This is a genomic window from Streptomyces glaucescens (assembly GCF_000761215.1).
GTDB lineage: Bacteria > Actinomycetota > Actinomycetes > Streptomycetales > Streptomycetaceae > Streptomyces > Streptomyces glaucescens_B.
The window spans coordinates 2,783,970-2,805,880 of the sequence record NZ_CP009438.1 but is presented as its reverse complement, the minus strand read 5'-3'; the positions used below and the strand labels follow the sequence as shown (position 1 = coordinate 2,805,880).

16 protein-coding genes and 1 pseudogene are annotated in these 21,911 nt (G+C 75.8%); 5 read left to right on the top strand and 12 right to left on the bottom strand.

Features of this window, described 5'->3' with window-relative positions; all coding sequences use genetic code 11:
• Positions 1-183: 183 nt before the first annotated feature.
• The 9 genes and pseudogenes from SGLAU_RS36940 to SGLAU_RS12010 form a co-directional block, all read right to left on the bottom strand.
• A pseudogene (locus SGLAU_RS36940) lies at positions 184-249 on the bottom strand (hypothetical protein); the annotation flags it as partial.
• A gap of 12 nt (positions 250-261) precedes the next feature.
• Positions 262-2,775, bottom strand: a complete 2,514-nt coding sequence (locus SGLAU_RS33550) for a serine/threonine-protein kinase (protein ID WP_078957689.1) — start codon at positions 2,773-2,775, stop codon at positions 262-264.
• Positions 2,772-4,109, bottom strand: a complete 1,338-nt coding sequence (locus tag SGLAU_RS12040; protein ID WP_043506533.1) for a hypothetical protein — start codon at positions 4,107-4,109, stop codon at positions 2,772-2,774. The genes SGLAU_RS33550 and SGLAU_RS12040 overlap by 4 nt, the downstream gene beginning before the upstream one ends.
• 10 nt (positions 4,110-4,119) lie before the next feature.
• Positions 4,120-5,136 carry a glutamate ABC transporter substrate-binding protein gene (locus SGLAU_RS12035; protein WP_043500932.1) on the bottom strand — a complete coding sequence of 339 codons (1,017 nt, stop codon included), beginning with the start codon at positions 5,134-5,136 and terminating at the stop codon, positions 4,120-4,122.
• A 44-nt stretch (positions 5,137-5,180) separates the two neighbouring features.
• Positions 5,181-6,566, bottom strand: a complete 1,386-nt coding sequence (locus tag SGLAU_RS12030) for a hypothetical protein (RefSeq protein ID WP_412556225.1) — start codon at positions 6,564-6,566, stop codon at positions 5,181-5,183.
• A 224-nt stretch (positions 6,567-6,790) separates the two neighbouring features.
• Complete coding sequence (locus tag SGLAU_RS12025) at positions 6,791-7,762, bottom strand: N-acetylglucosamine kinase (protein ID WP_043500931.1); 972 nt, start codon at positions 7,760-7,762, stop codon at positions 6,791-6,793.
• Positions 7,753-9,021, bottom strand: a complete 1,269-nt coding sequence (locus SGLAU_RS12020; RefSeq protein ID WP_043500929.1) for a 6-phospho-beta-glucosidase — start codon at positions 9,019-9,021, stop codon at positions 7,753-7,755. The genes SGLAU_RS12025 and SGLAU_RS12020 overlap by 10 nt, the downstream gene beginning before the upstream one ends.
• 176 nt (positions 9,022-9,197) lie before the next feature.
• A complete protein-coding gene (locus tag SGLAU_RS12015; protein WP_043500928.1) occupies positions 9,198-10,394 on the bottom strand; it encodes an ROK family transcriptional regulator in 1,197 nt (398 codons plus the stop codon).
• Between the two features lie 307 nt (positions 10,395-10,701).
• Positions 10,702-11,796 (bottom strand): mechanosensitive ion channel family protein, encoded by a 1,095-nt coding sequence (locus SGLAU_RS12010; RefSeq protein ID WP_043506531.1) that lies wholly within the window; start codon positions 11,794-11,796, stop codon positions 10,702-10,704.
• Positions 11,797-12,116: 320 nt separating this feature from the next.
• On the opposite strand from SGLAU_RS12010, the gene SGLAU_RS12005 reads away from it, so the two are divergent.
• Entirely contained in the window at positions 12,117-12,653 is a 537-nt protein-coding gene (locus SGLAU_RS12005; protein ID WP_043500926.1) for an HNH endonuclease, read from the top strand.
• A gap of 378 nt (positions 12,654-13,031) precedes the next feature.
• On the opposite strand, the gene SGLAU_RS12000 is transcribed toward SGLAU_RS12005, so the two are convergent.
• Positions 13,032-15,935 (bottom strand): beta-N-acetylglucosaminidase domain-containing protein, encoded by a 2,904-nt coding sequence (locus SGLAU_RS12000; protein WP_043500924.1) that lies wholly within the window; start codon positions 15,933-15,935, stop codon positions 13,032-13,034.
• Positions 15,936-16,244: 309 nt separating this feature from the next.
• Between SGLAU_RS12000 and SGLAU_RS11995 the strand changes: the two genes are divergently transcribed.
• The 3 genes from SGLAU_RS11995 (at position 16,245) to SGLAU_RS11985 (ending at position 19,036) form a co-directional block, all read left to right on the top strand.
• Positions 16,245-16,484, top strand: a complete 240-nt coding sequence (locus SGLAU_RS11995) for a hypothetical protein (protein ID WP_043500921.1) — start codon at positions 16,245-16,247, stop codon at positions 16,482-16,484.
• Positions 16,485-18,641, top strand: a complete 2,157-nt coding sequence (gene malQ / locus SGLAU_RS11990; RefSeq protein ID WP_078957688.1) for a 4-alpha-glucanotransferase — start codon at positions 16,485-16,487, stop codon at positions 18,639-18,641.
• A gap of 113 nt (positions 18,642-18,754) precedes the next feature.
• Entirely contained in the window at positions 18,755-19,036 is a 282-nt protein-coding gene (locus SGLAU_RS11985) for a hypothetical protein (RefSeq protein WP_043500919.1), read from the top strand.
• Between the two features lie 128 nt (positions 19,037-19,164).
• On the opposite strand, the gene SGLAU_RS11980 is transcribed toward SGLAU_RS11985, so the two are convergent.
• Positions 19,165-19,734: a TetR family transcriptional regulator gene (locus SGLAU_RS11980; protein ID WP_043500918.1), complete on the bottom strand. Its 570-nt coding sequence runs from the start codon at positions 19,732-19,734 to the stop codon at positions 19,165-19,167.
• A 127-nt stretch (positions 19,735-19,861) separates the two neighbouring features.
• On the opposite strand from SGLAU_RS11980, the gene SGLAU_RS11975 reads away from it, so the two are divergent.
• Complete coding sequence (locus SGLAU_RS11975; protein WP_052413719.1) at positions 19,862-21,376, top strand: FAD-dependent monooxygenase; 1,515 nt, start codon at positions 19,862-19,864, stop codon at positions 21,374-21,376.
• Here SGLAU_RS11975 and SGLAU_RS11970 read toward each other — a convergent pair.
• The gene (locus tag SGLAU_RS11970; RefSeq protein WP_043500917.1) at positions 21,373-21,897 is read right to left on the bottom strand and encodes a MarR family winged helix-turn-helix transcriptional regulator; all 525 of its coding nucleotides are present in this window, start codon (positions 21,895-21,897) and stop codon (positions 21,373-21,375) included. The two genes, SGLAU_RS11975 and SGLAU_RS11970, sit on opposite strands and share 4 nt — an antisense overlap.
• Positions 21,898-21,911: the final 14 nt, after the last annotated feature.

Here is a 21,911-nt window from a genome sequence, read left to right as displayed (position 1 = left end):
GTACACGGGGGGCGCCGGGGCGTGTCCCGTCGGCACCGGGCCGTTCACCTGACGGGCCGGGGCGTTCACCCCCGGGCAGGGGTCGTGTGTCCCCGCGACCGGCGCACTCGCGGTGGGGGCCGGGGGCTGCTGCGGGAGGGGCGGTACGGCCGACAGGTCGTACCCGCACGCTCCACAGAAACGGTCCCCCTGTTCGAGCGGTTCCGCGCAGTTGGGGCACTGCGTCAGGGCGGCCTGCCGGGGCGGCATCTGCGACATCAACTACACCCACGTCCGGGGGCGGTAACGATTGGCACGTTCCACCAGGTCGATCCTCTCCTCGCCGCCCCGCGCCAGCCGGGCCAGCGCGCGGTACGAACGTTCCAGGCCGAAACGCAGGCCCCGTTCGTCCAGGCCGCTGCCGAGCAGCGTCCGTCCTCCGGCGGCGGGAGGGACGGAACCCTGGCCCCCGGAGAGTATCCAGTCCAGGGCGCTGCCGAGCACTTCCGTGGCCAACTGCTCGCGCCGCGTCGGGTCGAGACCGTACGCGTCGAGCGCCTCGACCTGGCCGGCGGCGGCGGTCAGATCGTCCAGGAAGGCCACGTCGGAGCCGGTGGGCGTGCGCTGCCGCAGCCGGGCGCGGACGGCTGCCACCCGGGCGGCCGTGTAGTGGATGGAGGCCTCCGGGACGGACTCCAGCGTGGCCACGGCGCCCCGCCGGTCGCCCGTGGCGAGCTGGACGCGGGCCAGCCCGAAGGCGGCGCTCACACAGCTCGGGTCGGTCGACCACACCAGGCCGTAGTACTCGGCCGCGTTGTCCGGCTGGCCCAGCACCTCCGCGCACAGGGCGAGGGCGAGCTTCGGGGCCGTCTCGCCGGGGAAGGCGTCGTAGATCGCGTCGAAGGCGAGCGCGGCACCCTCGTGGTCGCCGGTCACCAGCGCGGCCACGCCCCGGTACCAGACCACCCGCCAGTCGTCGGGGCGTTCCTCCTCCAGCGCGGCGAGGACGGTGTGCGCGGTCGCCGTGTCGCCGCTCTCCAGCCGGGCGCGCACCTGCCGCAGCCTGGTCTCCGTCGACTGCGCGGGTACGGCGGCCAGCGCGGCGATCAGTTCGGCCGGCGCGGAGGTCAGCAGGCCCGCGAGGAAACCGGCGTTGGGGTCGCCGGGCTCGGTGCGGGGGATGGGCAGCGCGAGCGCGGCGGCGTCGGTGCGCACCGGCTTGACCAACGAGGGCGTACCGGCGGGCGGTCGCGGACCGGAGCCCGGCCCACTCCGCGCGGCGGTCGCCGTCCGCGCCCCCAGCAGTGACACCTCCCCGTCCAGCGCCGGGAACAACTCGGAGTCCGTGACCCGCAGTTCCGGGCCGAACAGGGTGGACAGGGCGGGGCGGGCCCGCCCGGTCTGGAGGGAGACGACCTCCCGCAGCACGCCTGTCAGCTGCTCCGCCATCTCCTGCGCGGAGGCGAACCTGCGGGCCGGGTCGGGGTCGGTGGCGCGGACCAGGAGGCGGTAGAAGGACTCGTACCGCCGGAACACGTCGACGGTGTCGGGGTCGGGCAGGGAGTCGGCGTAGACGTTGGTGTAGCCCTGGAAGTCGAAGGTGAGGACGGCGAGGGTGCGGCCCACCGTGTACAGGTCGGAGGCGACCGACGGGCCGACGTCCGCGACCTCGGGTGCCTGGTAGCCGACCGTGCCGTAGATCGCGGACTCGTCGTCGTCCATGCGGCGCACCGCGCCCATGTCGATCAGCTTGAGCTGGTCCTCGGTCTGGATGGCGTTGTCGACCTTGAAGTCGCAGTAGAGGAGGTTGCGGCTGTGCAGGTGGCCGAGCGCCTCCAGCGCCTCGATGCCGTACGCGCAGGCCTGTTCGACCGGCAGGGGGTCCCGGCGGCCCTCGGGCGTGCGGCGGGCGTTGGCGATCTCCTTCAGGGACTTCCCGCCGACGTACTCCATGACGATGTAGCCGTCGAGGGAGCCGGTGCGCAGGTCCAGGTGCTCCACGAAGTTGTAGATCCGCACGATGTTGGCGTGCTCGATCTCCGCGAGGAACCGGCGCTCGGAGATCGCCGCCGCCATCGCGTCCTGGTCGCCGGTGTCGAGCAGGCCCTTGAGCACCACCCAGCGGTCGGAGACCGCGCGGTCCACGGCGAGGTAGATCCAGCCCAGGCCGCCGTGGGCGAGACAGCCCGCCACCTCGTACTGGCCGTGCACGATGTCGCCCGCCCGCAGCTTCGGCACGAACGAGTACGGGTGGCCGCACTTGGTGCAGAAGCCCTCCGTGCGGCCGGGGCGGTCGCCGCGCGCCCGGCCCACCGGCGCCCCGCAGTCCGCGCGGGAGCAGAACCGCTTGCGCTCCGGCACCTCCGGGTCGGCGAGCACCATCGCGCGCGGGTCCGGGCGCGGCACCTGGGGCACCTGCACCAGGCCCACGCCCAGCCGCCCCCGCCCGCTGGACGTTGACGTGGACCCGGAACTGCGCACCGACACCGAACGGCTGGTGGGCCGGCCCGACAGGGACCGGGAGAGGCGTCCGGACACCGAGCGCCGGGACTTCGACGACTGCGACGACGTACGCGAACTGCCCCGGCTCCCGGTGCGGGCGCTGCCGCTGCCCGCCGAACCCGGGCCGCCGCCCGCCACCCCGGTCGGCGCCGGACCGACCATGCCGGCCGACGACACGACCGGGGCGAGACCGCAGGTGTCGCAGTACAGCTCGCCGCCGCCGACGTCCTCGTACGCGCCGCCGCAGCCCGGTCGCTGGCAGCCGCGCGGTGCCTGACCGATCGCCTGACTCATGCCGATGAATCCCCCCTGTGCGCCGCAGCGTCCCCCCTGCGGTCCTCCGGCCCGCCCTGGCCCGGCACCCGGGGGGCGCCGAGCAGTTCGGCCACGGCCTGCTGGTAGCGCAGCACCGCCTGTTCGGCGACGCGCAGGTCGCAGGGCGCGCTCCACAGCATCCGGCGCGCCGCGTCGTACCGCTCCACCAGCAGCGGGTCCTCCGCCAGGCCGTGCCGGGCCACCTTCGCCCGGTACGCGTCCAGCCGGCCGCGCAGCTCGGCACGGACCGCGAGCGGCGCGGTGACCGCGGTCAGCGACTCGCGGGCGCGCAGCAGTTCGTCCTCCGCCTTGCGCTCCAGGGACTCCAGGAGCGGGGAGAGCCGGTGCCACTGCCCCTGCCTGCGGTACTCGGCGGCCGTCGCCAGCTGCTCCTGGAGCGCGGTCGGCGGGCCGCTGACCACGGGCACCTCGGTCGCCGCGATCTTCGCGAGGACCTCGCCGCGCGCGGTGCGGGCCTCGGCGAGCGTGCGGTCCGCGCGGGACAGCACGTCGCGCAGCCTGATCAGCCGCTGTTCGGCGTCCTGGCGCACGGTCAGCACCGCGTCGATCTCGCGGCGCACCTCCTCCAGGGCGCGCGCCTCCCGGTCGTAGACGGTCGTGTCCGGCCTGCCGCCACCGGGCGCGGAGCTGCCCTCGGCGCGCTGCCAGAACGCCAGCGGGTCGGACACCACCTGCTCGCGCAGCTTCGTCAGGGTGCGGGTGATGCGCTCCAGGTCGTCGCCGGACGGGTGTTCGCCGGGGCGGACGCCGACGGAGTGGGCGAGGGCGCGGGTGCGCTGGAGTTCGGCGGCCAGTAAATCGATCCGGGCGGGCAGCGCGGACCACACCGCGTCGGCGGCCACCACCATGTCCAGCGAGGCGGCGTACAGCTCGTTCATCCGGTCCACGAGCGCGGCCAGCGAGTAGCGGGAACTGAGCCGGGCCGCGCCACCGTGCGGGGAGGGCGCGCCCCCGGCGACCGTGACCGACTCGCCGCGCAGCAGCTCGGTCAGCTCCACCAGGTCCTCGCGGCTGGACCAGCGGCGGCGGGCGCGGACGTCCCGGGCGGTGCGCAGCGCGTCCGTGTAGGCGTCGAAGTACGTCCACAGCAGGGTGATCTGCGCCTCGGTGACCGCCCAGAGCTCCTTGGTGACGCCGGTCAGCTCGGCGCCTTCGAGCAGGCGGCGGCCCGCGTGGTCCTGGAGCGCGAGCAGCGAGGTCTCGATGGCCTCGTGTTCGGCGCCGAGCCGCGCCAGCGCACGGTCCACCTCGTCCCTGTCCATGACCGGACCGGAGGTTCCCGTGACGCCCATGATCACCCCTCTACTTGTAACGCGGCGTCGGCGGGGTCGCCGACTCGGAGTCCCTACCCAGCGTCGGCGACAGCCACTTGTCGTACGACGCCTTCCACCCGCCGTCCCGGCGGTAGTCCTCCAGTATCCGGTTGACCCGGCGTACCAGATCGGTGGCGTCCTTCTTCATCGCCACGCCGTAGTACTCCGTGGTGAAGCGCTCGCCCTTCAGCTCCACCGTGGGGTCCTGCGCGGCCTGGCTGGCGGCGAGGGCGCTGTCCGTCACCACCGCGTCCACCTGGCCCAGTTGCAGCCTGACGAGGCAGTCGAGCTGGTTCGGCACGGTGGTGGAGATGTCCGCGGAGGCGGGCAGGTTCCCGGACGCGCGGTCCGCGGCCAGCTTCTCGTACGCCGTCGAACCCGCAGCCGAGCAGAGCCGCTTGCCGGCGAGGGTGTCGTCGTACCCCTCCACCGGGGAGGACTTCGGCGCGAGGACCTGCTGGCCGGTGAGGAAGTACGGGGCGGAGAAGGCGACGTCCTTCAGACGGGCGCAGGTGATGGTCATGGTGCGGACCACCATGTCGACCTGGCCGCTGCGGATCGCGGGCACCCGCTGGTTGGTGGGGATGGCCTTGAAGCGGATCCGGTCGGGGGAGCCGAGCAGCTCCCGGGCGATCCGGCGGGCGAGATCGATGTCGAAGCCCTCCAGCTCGACCGTCTCGGCGGTGCTGTTGGGGTCGCGGTAGCCCCAGCGGAAGCTGTTCTGGTCGACGCCGACGGAGAGGTAGCCGCGCTTCTTGACGGCCGCGATCGCCGGGCCCTCGACGGCGGCCGGGGACGGGCTCTGCGCCTCCGGGTCCGCGCAGGCGTCGGCCTTCGCGAGGGTGCCGTGCGCGCCGCCCCGGCCGCCGGCCCCGGTGCCGGCGGCCGGCTGGTCCTGGGTGTGCGGCAGCAGCAGGGCGAAGGCCACCGCCAGGGCGCAGAGCAGGGCCATCGCGCCCACGCCGCCCCAGCCCCGCAGGCCGGCCCGCACCCGTCGTGCGTACATCCTCATGCCCCCACTCACCGGCAGCCCTTCCACCGGCCCCCCTCTCACCGGTACTCCGACAGCCTGCGGCCGATGCCCAGCACCGCCGCCGCCGCGCCCAGCAGGGCGAGCACCGCGGCACCGGCGGCCAGGCCGGTCATCGCGTCCCGGCCGTCGCCGGCCGACCGCGCGAACTCGCGTTCCTCGTGCGCGATGGCGGTCTGGAGGTGGTGGTCGACGTTGTCGAAGCACTCTCCGGTCGGCTCGTCGCCCTTCGCGCCGATGACCTTGTCGAGGGCCGCCTGGTAGTCACCGGCGTCGTCGGCGTCGCGGGCCTGCCGGTGGCGGTCCCGCCAGGCGTCCATGTTGCCGGTGGCGGCCCGCACGGGCCGGGCGCCCGCGTCGTCGTCGGCCAGGTCGGCGGCCCGGGCCAGGCCGTCGGCGAGGTCCTTCATCGACGCCTGGTACGCCACGTCGAACTTGTCGGCGAACGTCCCGGGTGCGGTCTCGACGGTCTCGGCGCCGCGGTTGACCAGGGTCAGGTTCTCGTTGCCGCGGGCCTTGAGGGAGGCGATGCGGGCGTCGTGCAGCACGTCGAGGGAGCGGATGCCGTGGTCGTAGGAGTCGTTCAGGCCGGCGCGGGCGACGGCGTGGCCGACGACGAGCCAGACCAGGACGACGGTGGTGGCCGCGGTGGCGGCGACCAGGCCGTGGTTGAGGACCCGGTTGGTGCGGCGGTAGGTGCGGTGCTGGGCCCAGGCGAGGGCGGCGAGCGCGGCGACGCCGAGGGCGATGGCCGCCCACGGGTAGGGGGTGGCGTCGGCGTAGTCCGCACGCAGGCGGCGGTTCTCCGACGTGTACAGGTCCTCGGCGGCCGGGAGCATCTCCGTCTGCATCTTGTCGTTCGCGTAGCGCAGGTAGGCGCCGCCGAGGGGGTAGCCCTGGCGGTTGTTGGCGCGGGCGCGCTCGATCAGGCCCTTGTACTCGGGCAGGAGCCGGTTGAGTTCGGCGATGGTCCGGGCGGACGGGGAGTCCGGGTCGGAGCTGTTCGCCGCGGTGACCAGCTTGGCGGCGGCGGTGCGGATGTCCTTCTCGTAGCGGTCGCGGTCGGCCTGGGTCTCCTGGCCGCCGGCGAGGAAACCGCTGGAGGCGGCGGTGTTGGCGTCCGCGAGGGAGCGGTAGATGTCGGCGGCGGCGGAGGTGAGGGGCTGGCTGTTGTGCAGGACGTCGTCGGCGGCGGCGGAGCGGGCCGTGGTCTGCCAGGCGGTGGCGGCGCCGAAGGCGACGACGAGGAGGGCGAGGACGGCGCCGATGACGCGCAGCCGGCCGGGTTCCGTGGTGGCGGCCGCGCGGAGCCGGTCCACGCCTTCGGCGAACGCGGTGCGGCGCGGGGCCGCGGGCGCCTTCGCCGGCGGTGCCGCGGTGCCGTTGCGCGTGTGTGTCACGCTCACGCTTGACCTCCCCCATGGTCATCTGTCGCCGCAAGTATCGCCGCCCGGGCCGGCATCCGCACCGGCCTTCCCTGGATCTTGATCGGATCGCAGCGTGCGACGTCACACCTCTCCCCGCAGGGAATACGCCGGTGGGCGCGGTTCGGTTCCCCGCGCGGGCGTGCACGCCCCGGCCGGCCGCCCCGCCCCGCGCCCCGCCTGCGCCGCCGCTCCCGCTCCCCTCCTCAGCATCCGAAGTGGCTCCGCAGACGGGCCCGGGCGTCCGGCGGTGCGCCGGTGCGGTCCAGGCCCAGCAGCGCCGCGCCCAGGACCGGGCGGGCCGTGACGACCTGGGGCACCGCCCTCGGGGCCCGCTCGGAGAGCAGGGCGCGGACGGCGGAGTCCAGGTGCGGATGCCGGGCGGCGAGGATGCCGCCGCCCAGCACCACCGGGGTCTCCTCGGCCAGCAGGTCGAGCCGGGTGAGGGCGACGACCGCCATGGTGACGATCTCGTCGGCGAGACGGTCGACCAGGGAGCGGGCCACCCGGTCGCCGGAGGCGGCGGTGGCGAAGAGGACGGGGGCGAGTTCGTGGCGGCGGGCCTGCGGCAGGCGGCCGAGGTGCAGGGCCTCGATGAGCGCGTACATGCTGGGCAGGCCGAAGTGGGCGGGCAGGGCGGTGGCCAGCAGGGTGGGAGCGCCGCGGCCGTCCTCCGCGCGGGCCGCGTGGAACATGGCCTCCTCGGACAGCCCCCAGCCGCCGCCCCAGTCCCCGGAGATCCGGCCGAGTGCGGGGAAGCGGGCGGTACGGCCGTCGGGACGCATGCCGACGCAGTTGATGCCGGCGCCGCAGACAACGGCCACCCCGAGGGGCTCGGTGACTCCGGCGCGCAGCAGGGCGAAGGTGTCGTTGCGGACCTCGGTGGTGGTGCCCCACGCGCGGGCGTGCAGGGCGGCGGTGAGGGTCTCCTCCTCGACGGGGAGGTCGGCGTTGGCGAGGCAGGCCGAGACGTGGGGGACGGAGGTGACGCCCGCGGCGGCGAGCGCGCGCTCCACCGGTCCGGCCAGCGCGGTCATCGCGGCGTCCAGGCCGACGGCGGGCGGGCGGAAGCCGCCGCCGCGGGCCGTGCCGAGAAGGGTGCCGTCGGCGGCGACGACCGCCACGTCGGTCTTGCTGTTGCCCGCGTCGACGGCGAGGACGGATGCGGTCAGGCCCACGCCAGGTACTCCCGGTTGTGTGCGATCAGCTGGTCGGTGAGGGCGTCGGCGTAGTCGTACTGGCCGATCAGGGGGTGCGCGAGGAGGGCCCGGAAGACGCGGTCGCGCCCGCCGTGCAGGGCGGCGTCCAGCGCCAGGTGCTCGTACGCGGTGACATTCGCGATCAGGCCCGCGTGGAGCGGGTCGACCGGGGCCACGGGCAGCGGGGCGGGGGCGGCGCCGGCCCGCAGCGCCGCCGGAACCTCGATCACCGCGTCGTCGGGGAGGAAGGGCAGGGTGCCCCGGTTGTACGTGTTGACGACCTGGTGCGGGCTGCCGGCGTCGCGCAGCAGGGCCGCCGCCAGGTCCACAGCCGCCTCCGAGTAGTACGCGCCGCCGCGCCGGGCGAGCAGGTCCGGCTTGGTGTCCAGGGCCGGGTCGGCGTACAGGCCGAGCAGCTCCCGTTCCATGGCGGCCACTTCCGCCGCCCGGGAGGGCTTGCCGCGCAGTTCCCGTACGACCTCGTCGTGGGCGTAGTAGTAGCGCAGGTAGTACGACGGCACCACGCCCAGGCGGTCCAGGAGGGCGCGGGGCAGGCGCAGGTCGGCGGCGACGGCGTCGCCGTGCCGGCTGAGCAGCCGGGGCAGTACGTCCTCGCCGCCGGGGCCGTGCAGGCGCACGGCGGTCTCCCAGGTGAGGTGGTTGAGGCCGACGTGGTCGAGGTGGACCTCGGCGGGGGTGACGCCCAGCAGCGCCGCGAACCTGCGCTGGAGTCCGATCGCCACGTTGCACAGCCCGACCGCCTTGTGCCCGGCCCCGAGCAGGGCGCGGGTGACGATGCCGACCGGGTTGGTGAAGTCGATGATCCACGCCCCGGGGCTGGCGCGGCGGACGCGTTCGGCGATGTCCAGGACCACCGGGACGGTACGCAGGGCCTTGGCGAGGCCGCCCGCCCCGGTGGTCTCCTGGCCGACGCAGCCGCAGCTCAGCGGCCAGGTCTCGTCCTGTTCGCGGGCCGCCTGGCCGCCGACGCGCAGCTGGAGGAGGACCGCGTCCGCGCCGTCCACGGCCGCGTCGAGGTCGGAGGTGGTGACGATCCGGCCGGGGTGCCCCTGGCGGGCGAAGATGCGCCGGGCGAGTCCGCCCACCAGCTCCAGGCGGTCCGCCGCCGGGTCGGCCAGGACGAGTTCGTCGACGGGCAGGGTGTCCCTGAGCCGGGCGAAGCCGTCGGCCAGTTCGGGCGTGTAGGTCGAACCGCCGCCGACCACGGTGAGTTTCATACGGTGCTGTCCCTTCACTTCGGTGAGGTGACGCCCTCGCGGAGCGCCGTCCGGACGGAGGCGGGCGGGGCGGGGGGGCGGACACGGGACGGCGACCTTGCCTGCGTGTTCCGGGCACGGCGAGGTCGCCCTGGGCGCGGAGGTGCGGAGGTACGGAGCGAGGGGGCGGGGGCCGGTCAGCGGGAGGTGTCGAAGACCTCGTCGCGGGTGGCCGCGAGGGCGCTCTCCAGGGCGCCGCGCAGGACGGGGTGCTCGGTGACGTCGCCGGTGACCAGCCGGGGCCGGACCGCGGCCAGGTCCGCCAGTTCGGCCTCGACCAGGGCGCGCAGCGGCTCCCCGCCGCTGGTGAGGGAGGTGCCGCTGAGGACGACGAGTTCCGGGTCGAGGACGGAGACCAGGGAGGCGAGACCGGTGGCGAGCCGGGTCGCGTAGGCCCGCAGCAGCCGCTGGTGGCGCTCGTCGCCGGGGTGCCGGGCGGCGCTCGCCAGCAGGGCGGCGGCGGTCTCGGCGGGGGATCCGGTGGGCGCCGCCAGGCCGGCCTCGCGGGCCAGCGCCACGAGCGCCTGGGAGCCCGCCAGCTCCTGGTAGCCGCCGCTGCCCGCCTTCCCGACCTGGCGGACCAGGGGGGCGCCCGGCACCGGCAGGAAGCCGACCTCGCCGGCGCCGCCGGTCCAGCCGCGGTGCAGCCGGCCGCCGAGGACGAGGGCGGCGCCGAGCCCTTCCTGGTTCCACAGCAGGACGAAGTCGTCGTGGCCGCGGGCGGCGCCGAGGCGCTGCTCGGCGACGGCGACGAGGTTGACGTCGTTCTCGTACTCGACCGGCATCGGCAGCGCGGCGGCGAGGTCGCCGAGCAGCGTGGGGGAGTGCCAGCCCGGCAGGTGGGAGGCGTACCGCAGGCGTCCGGTGTTCGGGTCGAAGGCGCCGGGGGTGCCGATCACCAGCCGGTGGATGTCGTCCCGGGTGAGCCCGGCGGCCTTCACGGCCCCGTCGAGGGCGTCGGTGACCTGCCGTACGACGGGCGGGCGGTCCGCGCGCCGCGTGGGGGCGCGCACCTCGTGCGTGCCGACGGTGCGGCCGGTGATGTCGGCGACGGCGGCGCGGATGCGGTCGGGGGTGACGTCGAGGCCGGCGGCGTGGGCGGCGGCCGGGTTGAGCGCGTAGAGCCGGGCGCCGGGGCCGGGGCGGCCCTCGCTGGTGCCGGTCGCGAGGACGAGTCCGGCGGCCTCCAGGCGGGCGAGGAGCTGGGAGGCGGTGGGCTTGGACAGGCCGGTGAGCTTGCCGATGCGGGTACGGGAGAGGGTGCCGTGCTCCAGGAGGAGGTCCAGGGCGGCGCGGTCGTTCATGGCGCGCAGGACGCGCGGGGTGCCTGCCATGGGTCTCCCTGTCCGGCCGAACCCCCCTTTTGTTAGGAAGGTTTCCTGTCGGTCTGCGGCGAAGCTAGCGCCGCCCGGAACGGGCCGTCAAGAGAGCAGGGACAGGCCGACAAGAGAACAGGGACAGGCCGACAAGAGAACCGGGACAGGCCGTCATGCGAGCAGGGACCGGCCGTCGGGAGAGCCGGGGCGGGCCGCCAGGTGCCACAGGAACGGGGCGTCAGGGGAACCGGGGCGGGCCGCAAGGCAAAGGGCCCCTCGCTTCGAGGGGCCCTCGGGCGCGGGGCGGCCGCTCACCGTGACACGGCTACTTCGCGGTGCTCGGCGGAGTCAGCGGGGACGCCGCCGCCGACTGCGGGGACGTCGTGCTGGCGTACGCCGACGGGGGTGCCATGCCCGCCGTCGGGTCGCTCTCCGCCTCCCCGTCGGGCTGGGCCGGCAGCCCGCCGACGATCCGGATGCCCTCCGCGTCGAAAGCCCGCTTGATCCGCCAGCGCAGCTCCCGCTCGATGGTGAGGGACTTGCCCGGCATGGTCTTCGCCGACAGCCGCACGACCATGGAGTCCAGCAGCAGGCTGTCCAGGCCCAGGATCTCCACCGGGCCCCACAGCATCTCGTTCCAGGGCTCTTCCTTGCCCATCGTTTCGCCGACCTGGCTGAGCACCGCCTTGACGTGGTCCAGGTCCTCCGAGGGCCGGACGGTGACGTCGACGCCCGCGGTGGCCCAGCCCTGGGAGAGGTTGCCGACCCGCTTGACCTCGCCGTTGCGGACGTACCAGATCTCGCCGTTGTCGCCGCGCAGCTTGGTCACCCGCAGACCGACCTCGATGACCTCGCCGGAGGCCACGCCGACGTCGATCTGGTCGCCGACCCCGTACTGGTCCTCAAGGATCATGAACACGCCGGACAGGAAGTCCGTGACCAGGTTGCGGGCGCCGAAACCGATCGCCACACCCGCGACACCCGCCGACGCCAGCAGTGGCGCGAGGTTGATCCGGAAGGTGCCGAGGATCATCAGGGCCGCGGTGCCGAGGATCACGAAGCTCGCCACCGAACGCAGTACCGAGCCGATCGCCTGCGACCGCTGCCGACGGCGCTCGACGTTCACCAGCAGGCCGCCGATCGCGGTGCCGTCGACCGCCTGCGCGGTGCGGTTCATCCGGTCTATCAGCTTGGTGATCGCCCGCCGCACGGCCATTCTCAGCACTACCGCGATCACCGCGATCAGCAGCACCTGCAGGCCGATCGCGAGCCACGTGGACCAGTTCTCCTCGACCCAGCCGGCGGCGTTGCTCGCGCTCTGCTGGGCGTCCTGGAGCGTGGGCACCTTCGGGGCCGTCGTCTGCGAGGGGGACGGCGACGGCGAGGGGCCGGCGGCCAGTGGGACGGCGGACAGGGACACGGCGGATACCTCCAGGTGCAGCGGTCTGCCTCCGGCGGAGTCGTTCGGGTCACGGGCGGTTCGGGTCACGGGAAGGTCACCGGACGGGCAGAACCACCACACTAACGGGGCATTGTGTGCGCACCCGCCCGGTTCGTGAAGGAGAGACCGGACTCACCTGGGCTTGAACGGGTCCCCCCGCGGGGGATGAATCAGATGTGGTCGAAAACACTCCCAGCCCGTTACCGGGACATGGTGGCGCGTTCACCAGGCATGAGGGGAGACTGACTGCAGATCGTCCCGGCGCGAGCCACGCGCCGCCGGCGTACAAGGAGGCATCCGTGCCGCATGTCCTGGTCCTCAACGCGTCGTACGAGCCCCTCGGCGTCGTACCGCTCCGCCGCGCGCTCGTCCTCGTCCTCGAGAACAAGGCCGTCTGCCTCGAGGAGTCCGGCGCCCATCTGCACAGCGCGACCGTCACAGTCCCCGCACCCAGCGTGGTCCGGCTGAAGCGATTCGTGCGGGTTCCCTACCGGGGGCCCGTTCCTCTGACCCGCCGGGCGCTGTTCGCCCGCGACGGGGGCCGGTGCATGTACTGCGGTGGCGTCGCAACCAGCGTCGACCACGTCATCCCGCGCTCGCGCGGGGGCAAGCACGTCTGGGACAACGTGGTGGCGTCCTGCCGCCGCTGCAACCACGTGAAGGCCGACCGCCACCTCGGCGAGATCGGCTGGCGGCTGCGCCACAAACCCGCCCCGCCCACCGGTCTGGCCTGGCGCATCATCGGGACCGGTCACCGGGATCCGCGCTGGCTGCCGTACCTGCGGCCGTTCGGTGCGGACGACGCCCTCGCCCGGATCGACGGCATCTCCGCCTGACGGTCCGGGCTTTGCCCGGGCACGCGCGCGGCGCGTCGCCGCGCAGGCGCACGAAACCCGGATGGACGGGCGGGCCGGGGCGGGCGGACAGGGGGGTGCGGGCGCCGCCGGTGGACCGGGACGGCCCCCGTCGACCCCGGTCCCGTCGGCCTGCCCGTGCGGGGTCCGGCCGCGTCAGGCGTACCGCGGCTCCCCGGGCGGCGCCGGGCGGCGCGGCAGCGGCAGCGAGGCCGCCGCGGCCGGCCCGGCGGTCCGCGGCGGACGGCGAGCGGGACCGGCGGCGCCGGTCAGGGCGCCGCCCGGCGCCGTCGGTGAGCGCCGCGTACCCGGGGCCGACCGCCCCGGGGCCGACCGCAGCGCCGGGGGTCCGACAGGGGCTCAGTCGCGGACCGCGTACGCCTCCACCGACCACAGCGAACAGCCGTACCGGGTCGCCCGCTCGTCGCACAGCACGCGCACGTACCGCACGTTCCGCTCGTCCATCCGCAGCTCCTCGCGGCCCCCGCGGCCCTCCCGGACGGTCGCGGCCGTGCGCCAGCGGCGGCCGTCCGCCGAGACCTGCACGCGGTACGCCGACGCGTACGCGTCCTGCCAGCGCAGCGCCACCCGCCCCAGCCGGACCGGCTCCGCCAGCTCCACCTGCCACCAGGCGCCGTCCTCCGCCGGGGACGACCAGCGGGTGCCCGGGTCGCCGTCGCTCGCCGCGGACGCCGGGAAGTCGGGCGTCTCGTCACCGGACGACCGCGCGGTGCCGGTGCGCGCCAGGTCCGGCCCGCCGGTCGGCGGCACCGCGCGGACGGTGAGCGTGCGGGTCACCCCGCCGAACGCCAGCGTGATCCCGTACGACCGGGCGGGCGCCCCGCGCGGGACGCGCACCTCGACCGGCACCCGGACCGACGTCCCGCGCGGGACGGCCAGCACGCCGGCCGGGACGCGCACGGCGATGCCCTCGGGCGCCTCGGCGGTGAGCCGCCCGCGCACCTCCGCCGGCCGCAGGGACGTCAGCCGCACCCCGATCCGCAGGGTGCCGCCGAGGTCCGCGTCCAGCTCGTCGCGCTCCGTCGTCAGCGAGGCGGCGGGCGCGTCCGCGTACCAGGGCACCAGGTGCCGCACGCGTGAGGGTGCCGGGCCGGTGACCCGTACCGCGTCGGCGCGCAGGCGGACCGTCAGTTCCGTGGCGCCGGAGGCGTCCAGCGCGCCGATCGGGCGCCAGCCCCCGCCGGGCACCCGCGCCTCGACCGTGCCCCCGGTGCCCGGCTCGGTCAGCACCGTCACGGCGGTCAGCGCGCGGGCGCGCGGGAAGCGCACCGTACGGCCGTCGGCGCGGTCGCCCGCCGGCGCGCCCGGCTCGGTGCCCAGGCCCGCCCACGCCTCGTACGCCCGCCGCGCCCGGGCCAGGAACGGGTCCAGCACCCCCTCGCCGACCGTCACCCGGGAGGCGGCGAGCCGCGACCGCAGGCCGCCCAGGGCGCGGTACGCGGTCCAGGCCGCCGCCGGGTCGCCCGCGCGCTGGGCGCCCAGCATGTCGAGGGCGGCCAGGCCCGCCTCGCCGTACCGGGCCAGTTGTTCCGTCCAGGGGGCGACCTCGCCGGCCAGCGCGGTGCCGCGCAGCCGGCCGGGCGTCTCGCGCAGCACCGCGAACGCCTCTCGCAGCCGCCGCTCGGCGTTCGCCGCGCTCCCGTCACCCGTCCGGCTCTCCCCGCTCCCCGCGCGGGTGCGCCAGAACTCGGCGATCAGGGGGCGCAGATACGCCGACTCCTCACCGCCGAGCACCGAGGACGCGTCGTTCCCGGCGAGGGCCGCCAGCGCCGCCCGGCGGTCCTCGTCACCGCCCGCCAGGTCGTCGATCGCGGCCCGCCAGGACTCGCCCGGGCGGTAGGCGCGCGGGTTCCAGGCGTAGTCGGCGGCCGTGAAGAGCGGGATGCGGGACGCGGCGGCCTGCTCCATCGCGTTCGCGAGGAGTGCCGCCGAGCCGGTCGCGACGGCCGGTTCCCGCCCGGTGTACGGGCCGAGGAAGACCCGTCCGGGCGCGTAGTCGTTGACCGGGTAGTTGTCCATGGTGACCAGGGGGTGGCGGAACACGTCCCGCGCGGTGGCCAGTTCCCGGCCGGTGATGGTCCGCGGGACGACCCCGACCCCGGTCCAGGCCACCGCCACCTCCGCGTCCAGCGCGCCCGCCAGCGCCTCGCGGTACGCGGTGGTGCCCTCCTGGTAGTACTCGGTCGGCATCACCGTCAGGGCTTCGGCGCCCGGGTGACGCTCCGCCAGGTGCCGGGCGACCGCGTCCGCCACCCGCGCGTGGGCCCGTGCCGCGGCCTCGGGACCCGACCCGAACCGGTCCGCGTCCTCCTCGCAGTGCCACTCGCTGTAGCTGACGTCCTGGAACTGGAGCTGCAACGCCCGGAAACCCAGCTCCCACATCGCGTCCAGCTTCCGGGTCAGCGCCTGCACGTCCGCGTCCGACGCGAAGCACATCGCCTGGCCCGGCGCCACCGCCCAGCCCAGCGTCACGTGGTTGCGGCGCGCCCGCTCCGCCAGCTCCCGGAACTCGGCCCGCGACGCGGCCGGGTACGGCTCCCGCCAGCGGGCCTGCCGGTACGGGTCGTCGCCCGGGGCGTACAGGTAGCGGTTCTGCTTGGTGCGGCCCATGAAGTCCAGCTGGGCCAGCCGCTCGCGGTGCGTCCAGGGAGTGCCGTAGAAGCCCTCCGCGGTGCCGCGCGCGGCGGTGCCGGGCCAGTCGCGGATCTCCGCGCCCGCGATCGTGCCGCCGGGCCGCACCAGTTGCCGCAGCGTCTGCACGGCGTGGAAGAGTCCGTCCTCGCCCGCGCCGGAGAGGGTGACGCCGTCCGGGCCGGTGACGAGCCGGTAGCCGCCCGCGGGCAGCGCCCGCCGGTCGCCGGCGCGCGCCCGTTCCGTGCCCACGCGCACCACCAGCGCGCCCGCGGGCAGCGGATCGCCCGGGGAGAGCGCCGCGATCCGGCGGGCGCCCGCCTCCCGCAGCACCGCGCGCAGTGCCGCCAGGTCGGACGCCGTGGCCGTGCCGTCGCCGACCAGCGCGACCTCGTCGGTGACCGTGGCGGGGGCGCCGGTGGCGCGCAGGGACTGCGGGCGGGGCCAGACGGCCGGCGCGGGGGACGTGGTCCCGGCGGTCCCGGCGGCGGTGGGTGCGCTGGTGCCGGGTGCGGGCGGGGCCGCCATGGCGGCCGGGGCACCGCCCAGGGTTCCGGCGACGACGGCGAACGCGAGTGCTGCCGCGCCGCCCCTTCCACGCCGCAGCTGCACGGGCCCCTCCCTCGGTCGAACGTCCCTCCGGTGGCTGTCGCGGCGCTCGCGGCCCTCGTGGCCGCCGGAGCACTCGGACGGCACCGTCACGGGTGACCGAGCCCACCATCCGGGGGTGAGGGTGTCAACGGGGGTGGCCGTGATGCGTGGATTGCCGGAATCTGAGGGAGGTGGATCGGTGTGGAATGTGACGAGAAGTGCGGTCGGCGCCGCTCGGGGCGTCTGCCCGCGCGCTCACGGGGTAGGGCTGCGGTGACCGCTCGACGCCGGACCCGGCGCCCGAGACCGCGACCGACCAGGAGGCCACCCGTGACGGCACTGGCAGACCTGCTCCTCCCCGCCCTGTCCAAACGCACGGCGGAACACGCCGCCGACCCCGCCGGCGAACCCGGCGCCCGGCTCCGCGCCCAGCCCGGCCCGTGCGCCTTCAGCGCCGAGAGCTCCTGCGCCCAGGCCCCGCTCACCAGCGAACCCCCGCTCCCCGACGCCGAACCCCTCACCAGCGAGCCGCCGCTCGCCGCCCCGGACGCCGACTCCACGAGGCCGTAGATGACCGCGCCCCGCCCGGCCGAACCAGCCGACGCCGCCGGACCCGCCGGACCCGCCGATCCAGGTCCGCCCGGCGAGGAACTGGCCCGGCTCGCCGAGCTGCACGGCGTGGCCACCTCCTACCGCCCGTCCCCCGACCGCACGGTCGCCGCCTCCGCCGCGGCCGTCGTCCGCGCCCTCGGCGCGCTCGGCGTCGACGCCGGCACCCCCGAGGCGGTCCGGGCCGCGCTCGCCGCGCGCCGCCGCGAACTGGACGAACGGCTGCTGCCGCCCACGGTGGTCTGCTGGGGCGGCGGCCCCGTCCCCGACGCGCTCGCCGCGCTGCCCCCCGGGACCCGGCTGCGGATCGAGACCGAGCGGGGCGAGACCCACACCGCCACCGAACAGCTGCCGCCCGGCGTGCACCGGCTGACCGCCGCCGCGCCCGACGGCCGCACCGCAGACGTCCACCTGGTGGTCGCCCCGGCCCGGCTGCCCAGCCCGCCCGGACGCTCCTACGGCCTGCTCGTCCAGCTCTACTCCCTGCTGTCCCGGCGCTCCTGGGGCATGGGCGACCTCGGCGACCTCGGCGAGCTGACCGCCTGGGCCGGCCGCGCCCTCGGTGCCGGCTTCGTGCAGGTCAACCCGCTGCACGCGGCCGTGCCCGGCGCCCCCACCGACCCCTCCCCGTACCGCCCCTCCTCCCGCCGCTTCCCCGACCCCGTCCACCTGCGGATCGAGGACGTCCCCGAGTACGCCCACGCCGTCCACGGCCCCGGCGGCGAGCGGCTGCGCACGCTGTCCGAGCGGGCGGCCCGGCTGCGCGAGGCCGTGCTGGAGAAGGGCGAACTGATCGACCGGGACGCCGTGTGGGACCTCAAGCGGGAGGCGCTGGAGCTGCTGTGCGCGGTCCCGCTCGGCCCCGGCCGCCAGGCCGCCTACAGCGACTTCCTCGCCGGACAGGGACAGGCCCTGGAGGACCACGCCACCTGGAGCGCGCTCGCCGAGGTGCACGGCACCGACTGGCGGAACTGGCCCGCGGGGCTGCGCGACCCCCGCTCCCCGCAGACCGCCCGGGCGCGGGCCGGCCTCCTGGACCGCGTCGACCTGTACTGCCGCCTGGCCTGGCTCACCGACGGCCAGCTCACCGCCGCCCAGCGCACCGCGCGCGAGGCGGGCATGCCGATCGGGATCGTGCACGACCTGGCCGTCGGGGTGCACCCCAGCGGCGCGGACGCCTGGGCCCAGCAGGAGTACTTCGCGGCCGGCATGTCCGTCGGCGCCCCGCCCGACGCCTTCAACGCCCGCGGCCAGGACTGGGGCCTGCCGCCCTGGCGCCCGGACCGCCTCGCCGCCACCGGCTACGCCCCCTACCGCGCCCTGCTGCGGGGGCTGTTCCGCTACGCCGGCGCCCTGCGGATCGACCACGTCATGGGCCTGTTCCGGCTCTGGTGGGTGCCGCAGGGGCTTCCCCCGACCGAGGGCACCTACGTCCGCTACGACGCGGAGGCCATGCTCGCCGTGCTGGTCCTGGAGGCGTCCCGGGCCGGCGCGGTGGTGATCGGCGAGGACCTGGGCACCGTCGAGCCGGGTGTCCGCGAGCGGCTGCGCGAGCGGGGCGTCCTCGGTACGTCCGTGCTCTGGTTCGAGCGGGACTGGGACGGCGACGGCCGCCCCCTGCCGCCCGAGGCGTGGCGCGCCGACTGCCTCGCCACCGCCACCACCCACGACCTGCCGCCCACCGCCGCCCGGCTCACCGGCGAACACGTCGACCTGCGCGACCGGCTGGGCCTGCTGGCCCGCCCGGTCGCCGACGAGCGGGCGGAGGCCGCGGCGGACACGGCGGAGTGGCTGGCGTACCTCTCCCGGCTCGGGCTGCTGCCCGGCACCGGCGGAGGCGCGGACGGCGCGTCGGAGGAGGCCGGGGTGCGGGCCGTCCACCGCTTCCTGCTGCGCACCCCGGCCCGCATGATCGGCGTCTGGCTGCCGGACGGTGTCGGCGACCGCCGCCCGCAGAACCTGCCGGGCACCTGGGACGAGTACCCCAACTGGCGGCTGCCGGTGGCGGACGCGCACGGGCGCCCGGTCACCCTGGAGGACCTGGCGGCCTCCCCGCGCCTGCGCGCCCTGACCGAGGTGCTGCGCGGCACGCCCGGCGGGGACGGGGGCGGCTCGTGAGGGCGGCCGGAGGCCGGTACGGAGGTGCGCGCGGGCCCGGGGGGCGGCGCCGGGGGGCTCGTACGGGCACCCCGGACGCGCGGCCCCTGCCGGCGTTCGCTACTTTTGGGACCGTGGACAAGAAGAACGCCCTGCGCGCCGGCGCCCTGGCCGCCGGTACGACGCTGATGATGCTGCTCATGTCGTCCCCCGCGAGCGCGCTGGTGCGCGACGACGGCGACGACCCCGGCCCGGGCCTGAGCGTCATCGAGACGCTGGGCCTCTACGTCATCGCCCCGATCGCGCTGTTCGCGGTGATCGCGGGTCTGGTGATGGTCCTCGACCGGTCCCAGGAGAAGCACCGGGTGACCAGCACGAACATCAAGACGAAGGCCAACGCCCAGTCGAAGGCCTGACCCTCGGCCCCGGCCGACGGTACGGCGTCGCTTCCACCGGGGGCGCCGGCCTCGCCCATGTACGCGTGTTCGCGGTACGTGGGCGAGGCCGGCGCCCCCGGTCGCGTTGTCCCGCGCCGCTCCCCGGGTCAGGGGGCCGGCGCGGTGAGGTACCGCTGGAGCGTCGGCCCGAGCCACGCCACGATCTCCTCGCGGGTCAGGTCCACGGCCGGCGGGATGCGCAGCACGTACCGGGTGAGCGCGAGGCCGAGGAGCTGCGAGGCGACGAGCGCGGCCCGCGCGGGCACCTGCTCCGGGTCCGGGCAGATCCGGTGGGCGACCGGCAGCAGCTGCTCGCGGAAGACGCCCTGGATCCGCTCGGCCCCCGCCTGACTGGCCGCGCCCACCCGCACCAGGGCGGTCAGCACCTCGTTCCCCTCCCACAGGTCGAGGAAGTGCCCCGCCACGGCCGGGCCGACGGTGTCGCGGGGGAGTTCGGAGAGGCCGGGCAGCCCCAGGTCCACGGCGACGGCCGCCGCGAACAGGCCCTCCTTGTTGCCGTAGTAGCGCATGACCATGGAGGGGTCGATGCCCGCGTCGGCGGCGATGGCCCGGATGGTGGCGCGGTCGTAGCCGTCGGCGGCGAAGCGTTCGCGGGCCGCTTCGAGGATGGCGGTACGGGTGGCGTCGGAGCGGCGGACGCGGGGGCGGTCGGTCATGCGGACGAGGGTAGGTACACAAGCGTTGGCCAACAAGCGTTGACTGCGACCCGGGTGCGTCCTATGTTGCCAACAGGCGTTGACCAACAAACGTTGACCAACAGGCGTTGGCATCCAGGAGGCCACGATGCACGGCACTGGCACCACTCCCACCACCCCCCGCTCGGTGATCGTCGTGGGCTCCGGGCCCACCGGGCTCCTCCTCGCCGGTGACCTCGCCACCGCCGGTGTGCCGGTCACCGTCCTGGAGAAGCGCCCCCACCGGACCAGCAACCTCACCCGCGCCTTCGTCGTGCACGCCCGCACCCTGGAACAGCTCGACGCGCGCGGCCTCGCGGACGAACTGGAGGCCATCGGCCACCCCCTGCGACGACTGCGCCTCTTCGGGGGCCTCGACATCGACCTCGGCACCCTCCGCTCCCGCTTCCGGCACCTGCTGGTCGTCCCGCAGTACGAGGTGGAGAAGGTCCTGGAACGGCGGGCGGTGGAGGCGGGAGCGGAGTTCCGGTACGAGACCGAGGTGACCGGGCTGACCCAGGACGCGGCCGGTGTGACCGTCGAGGCCGAGGACCGCGAGGGCCGGACGCGCACGTGGCGCGCCGCGTACGCCGTGGGCGCGGACGGCCTGCGCAGCGTCGTCCGTGACGCCGTCGGACTGCCCTTCCCCGGCCGCTCCGTGATCCGCTCCATCGTCCTCGCCGACGTCCGGCTGGCCCCCGAGCACGCGGACCTGGTCACCGCCGACACGGTCGGCGGCGCGTTCGCGCTCGTCGCGCCCTTCGGCGACGGCTACCACCGGGTCGCCGCCTGGCGGCACGGCCGGGACCTCCCCGACGACGTCCCCGTCGACCTGGAGGAGGTCAAGGAGATCGCCCGGCTCGCGCTCGGCGACGACTTCGGCATGCACGATCCGCGCTGGCTGTCCCGCTTCCACAGCGACGAGCGCCAGGTGCCCGCCTACCGCGTCGGCCGGGTCCTCCTCGCCGGCGACGCCGCCCACGTGCACAGCCCCGCGGGCGGCCAGGGCATGAACACGGGTCTCCAGGACGCCGCCAACCTCGGCTGGAAGCTGGCCCAGGTGCTCCACGGCCACGCCGGCCCGGACCTGCTCGACACCTACCACCGCGAACGCCACCCCGTCGGCAGGGCGGTGCTGCGCAGCAGCGGCGGCATCCTCCGGCTGGCCAAGGCGAGGCGTCCCACGGCGGTGGCGCTGCGCGCCGCCACGGCCGCCCTGGCCGGCCTCGCCGGACCGGTCCGGCGCCGGGTCCTCGGCCGGATCACCGGCATCGGCTACCGCTACCCCGCGCCCCGCGGCGCCCACCCCCTGACCGGCGCCCGCGTCCCCGACCTCCGCCTCGCCGACGGCACCCGCCTCCACGAGGCGCTGCGCGGCCTCCGCTTCGTCCTGATCACTCCGGCCCCCCTCGATCCGGGCCCCGCCCGCGCGGACCGCCTCACCACCGCGCGGTGGCGGAGCCCGCGGCGCACCGCCGTGCTGGTCCGCCCGGACGGCTATGTGGCGTGGGCGTCCGACACGGCCACCGCGACGGACGTCGAGCGGGCCCTCACCGTCCACGTGGGGCGCGCGGACGCACCCGCTCCGGGGCGGGGCGGTGACGCCGCGCAGGTGTACACCTAGGCGGTTCCCGCCAGCAGCAGCCGCAGCAGGTCCGCCAGGTGGCGGGCCTGTTCGTCGGTGAGGGCGGCCAGGGCCTCGGTCTGGGCGGCGAGGCCCGCGCCGACCGCCTCCTCGGCCAGGGACAGGCCCTCGTCGGTGAGGGTGACCTGGAGGCCGCGGCGGTCGTGCGGATCGGGGGAGCGGCGCAGCAGCCCGGCGCGTTCGAGCTTGTCGAGGCGGCCGGTCATGCCGCCGGTGGTGAGCATGAGGGTGGCGGCGAGCTGGCGCGGGGAGAGGGTGTACGGCTCGCCGGACCGGCGCAGGGTCGCGAGGACGTCGAACTCGCCGCGGGAGATGCCGAAGCGGGCGTACGCCTGCTCCGTGCGGTCGGCCATCGCGCGGGACAGGCGGTGGACCCGGCCGAAGACCTCCATGGCGCGGGTGTCGAGGTCGGGGCGCACGGCGGCCCACTGCTCGATGATCGCGTCGACCGCGTCGGGGGCGGGCCGGTCCGGCTGGTTCTGGGGGCGGCTTCGCGTCATGGCAGGAGTATCCG

What these genes read in the sequence shown, in the direction of transcription:
- SGLAU_RS12035 (WP_043500932.1), bottom strand. Translation starts at nt 5,136, where the DNA reads ATGTACGCACGACGGGTGCGGGCCGGCCTGCGGGGCTGGGGCGGCGTG.
- SGLAU_RS12040 (WP_043506533.1), bottom strand. Translation starts at nt 4,109, where the DNA reads ATGGGCGTCACGGGAACCTCCGGTCCGGTCATGGACAGGGACGAGGTG.
- SGLAU_RS11975 (WP_052413719.1), top strand. Translation starts at nt 19,862, where the DNA reads ATGCACGGCACTGGCACCACTCCCACCACCCCCCGCTCGGTGATCGTC.
- malQ (WP_078957688.1), top strand. Translation starts at nt 16,485, where the DNA reads ATGACCGCGCCCCGCCCGGCCGAACCAGCCGACGCCGCCGGACCCGCC.
- SGLAU_RS11980 (WP_043500918.1), bottom strand. Translation starts at nt 19,734, where the DNA reads ATGACCGACCGCCCCCGCGTCCGCCGCTCCGACGCCACCCGTACCGCC.
- SGLAU_RS12015 (WP_043500928.1), bottom strand. Translation starts at nt 10,394, where the DNA reads ATGGCAGGCACCCCGCGCGTCCTGCGCGCCATGAACGACCGCGCCGCC.
- SGLAU_RS33550 (WP_078957689.1), bottom strand. Translation starts at nt 2,775, where the DNA reads ATGAGTCAGGCGATCGGTCAGGCACCGCGCGGCTGCCAGCGACCGGGC.
- SGLAU_RS12020 (WP_043500929.1), bottom strand. Translation starts at nt 9,021, where the DNA reads ATGAAACTCACCGTGGTCGGCGGCGGTTCGACCTACACGCCCGAACTG.
- SGLAU_RS11970 (WP_043500917.1), bottom strand. Translation starts at nt 21,897, where the DNA reads ATGACGCGAAGCCGCCCCCAGAACCAGCCGGACCGGCCCGCCCCCGAC.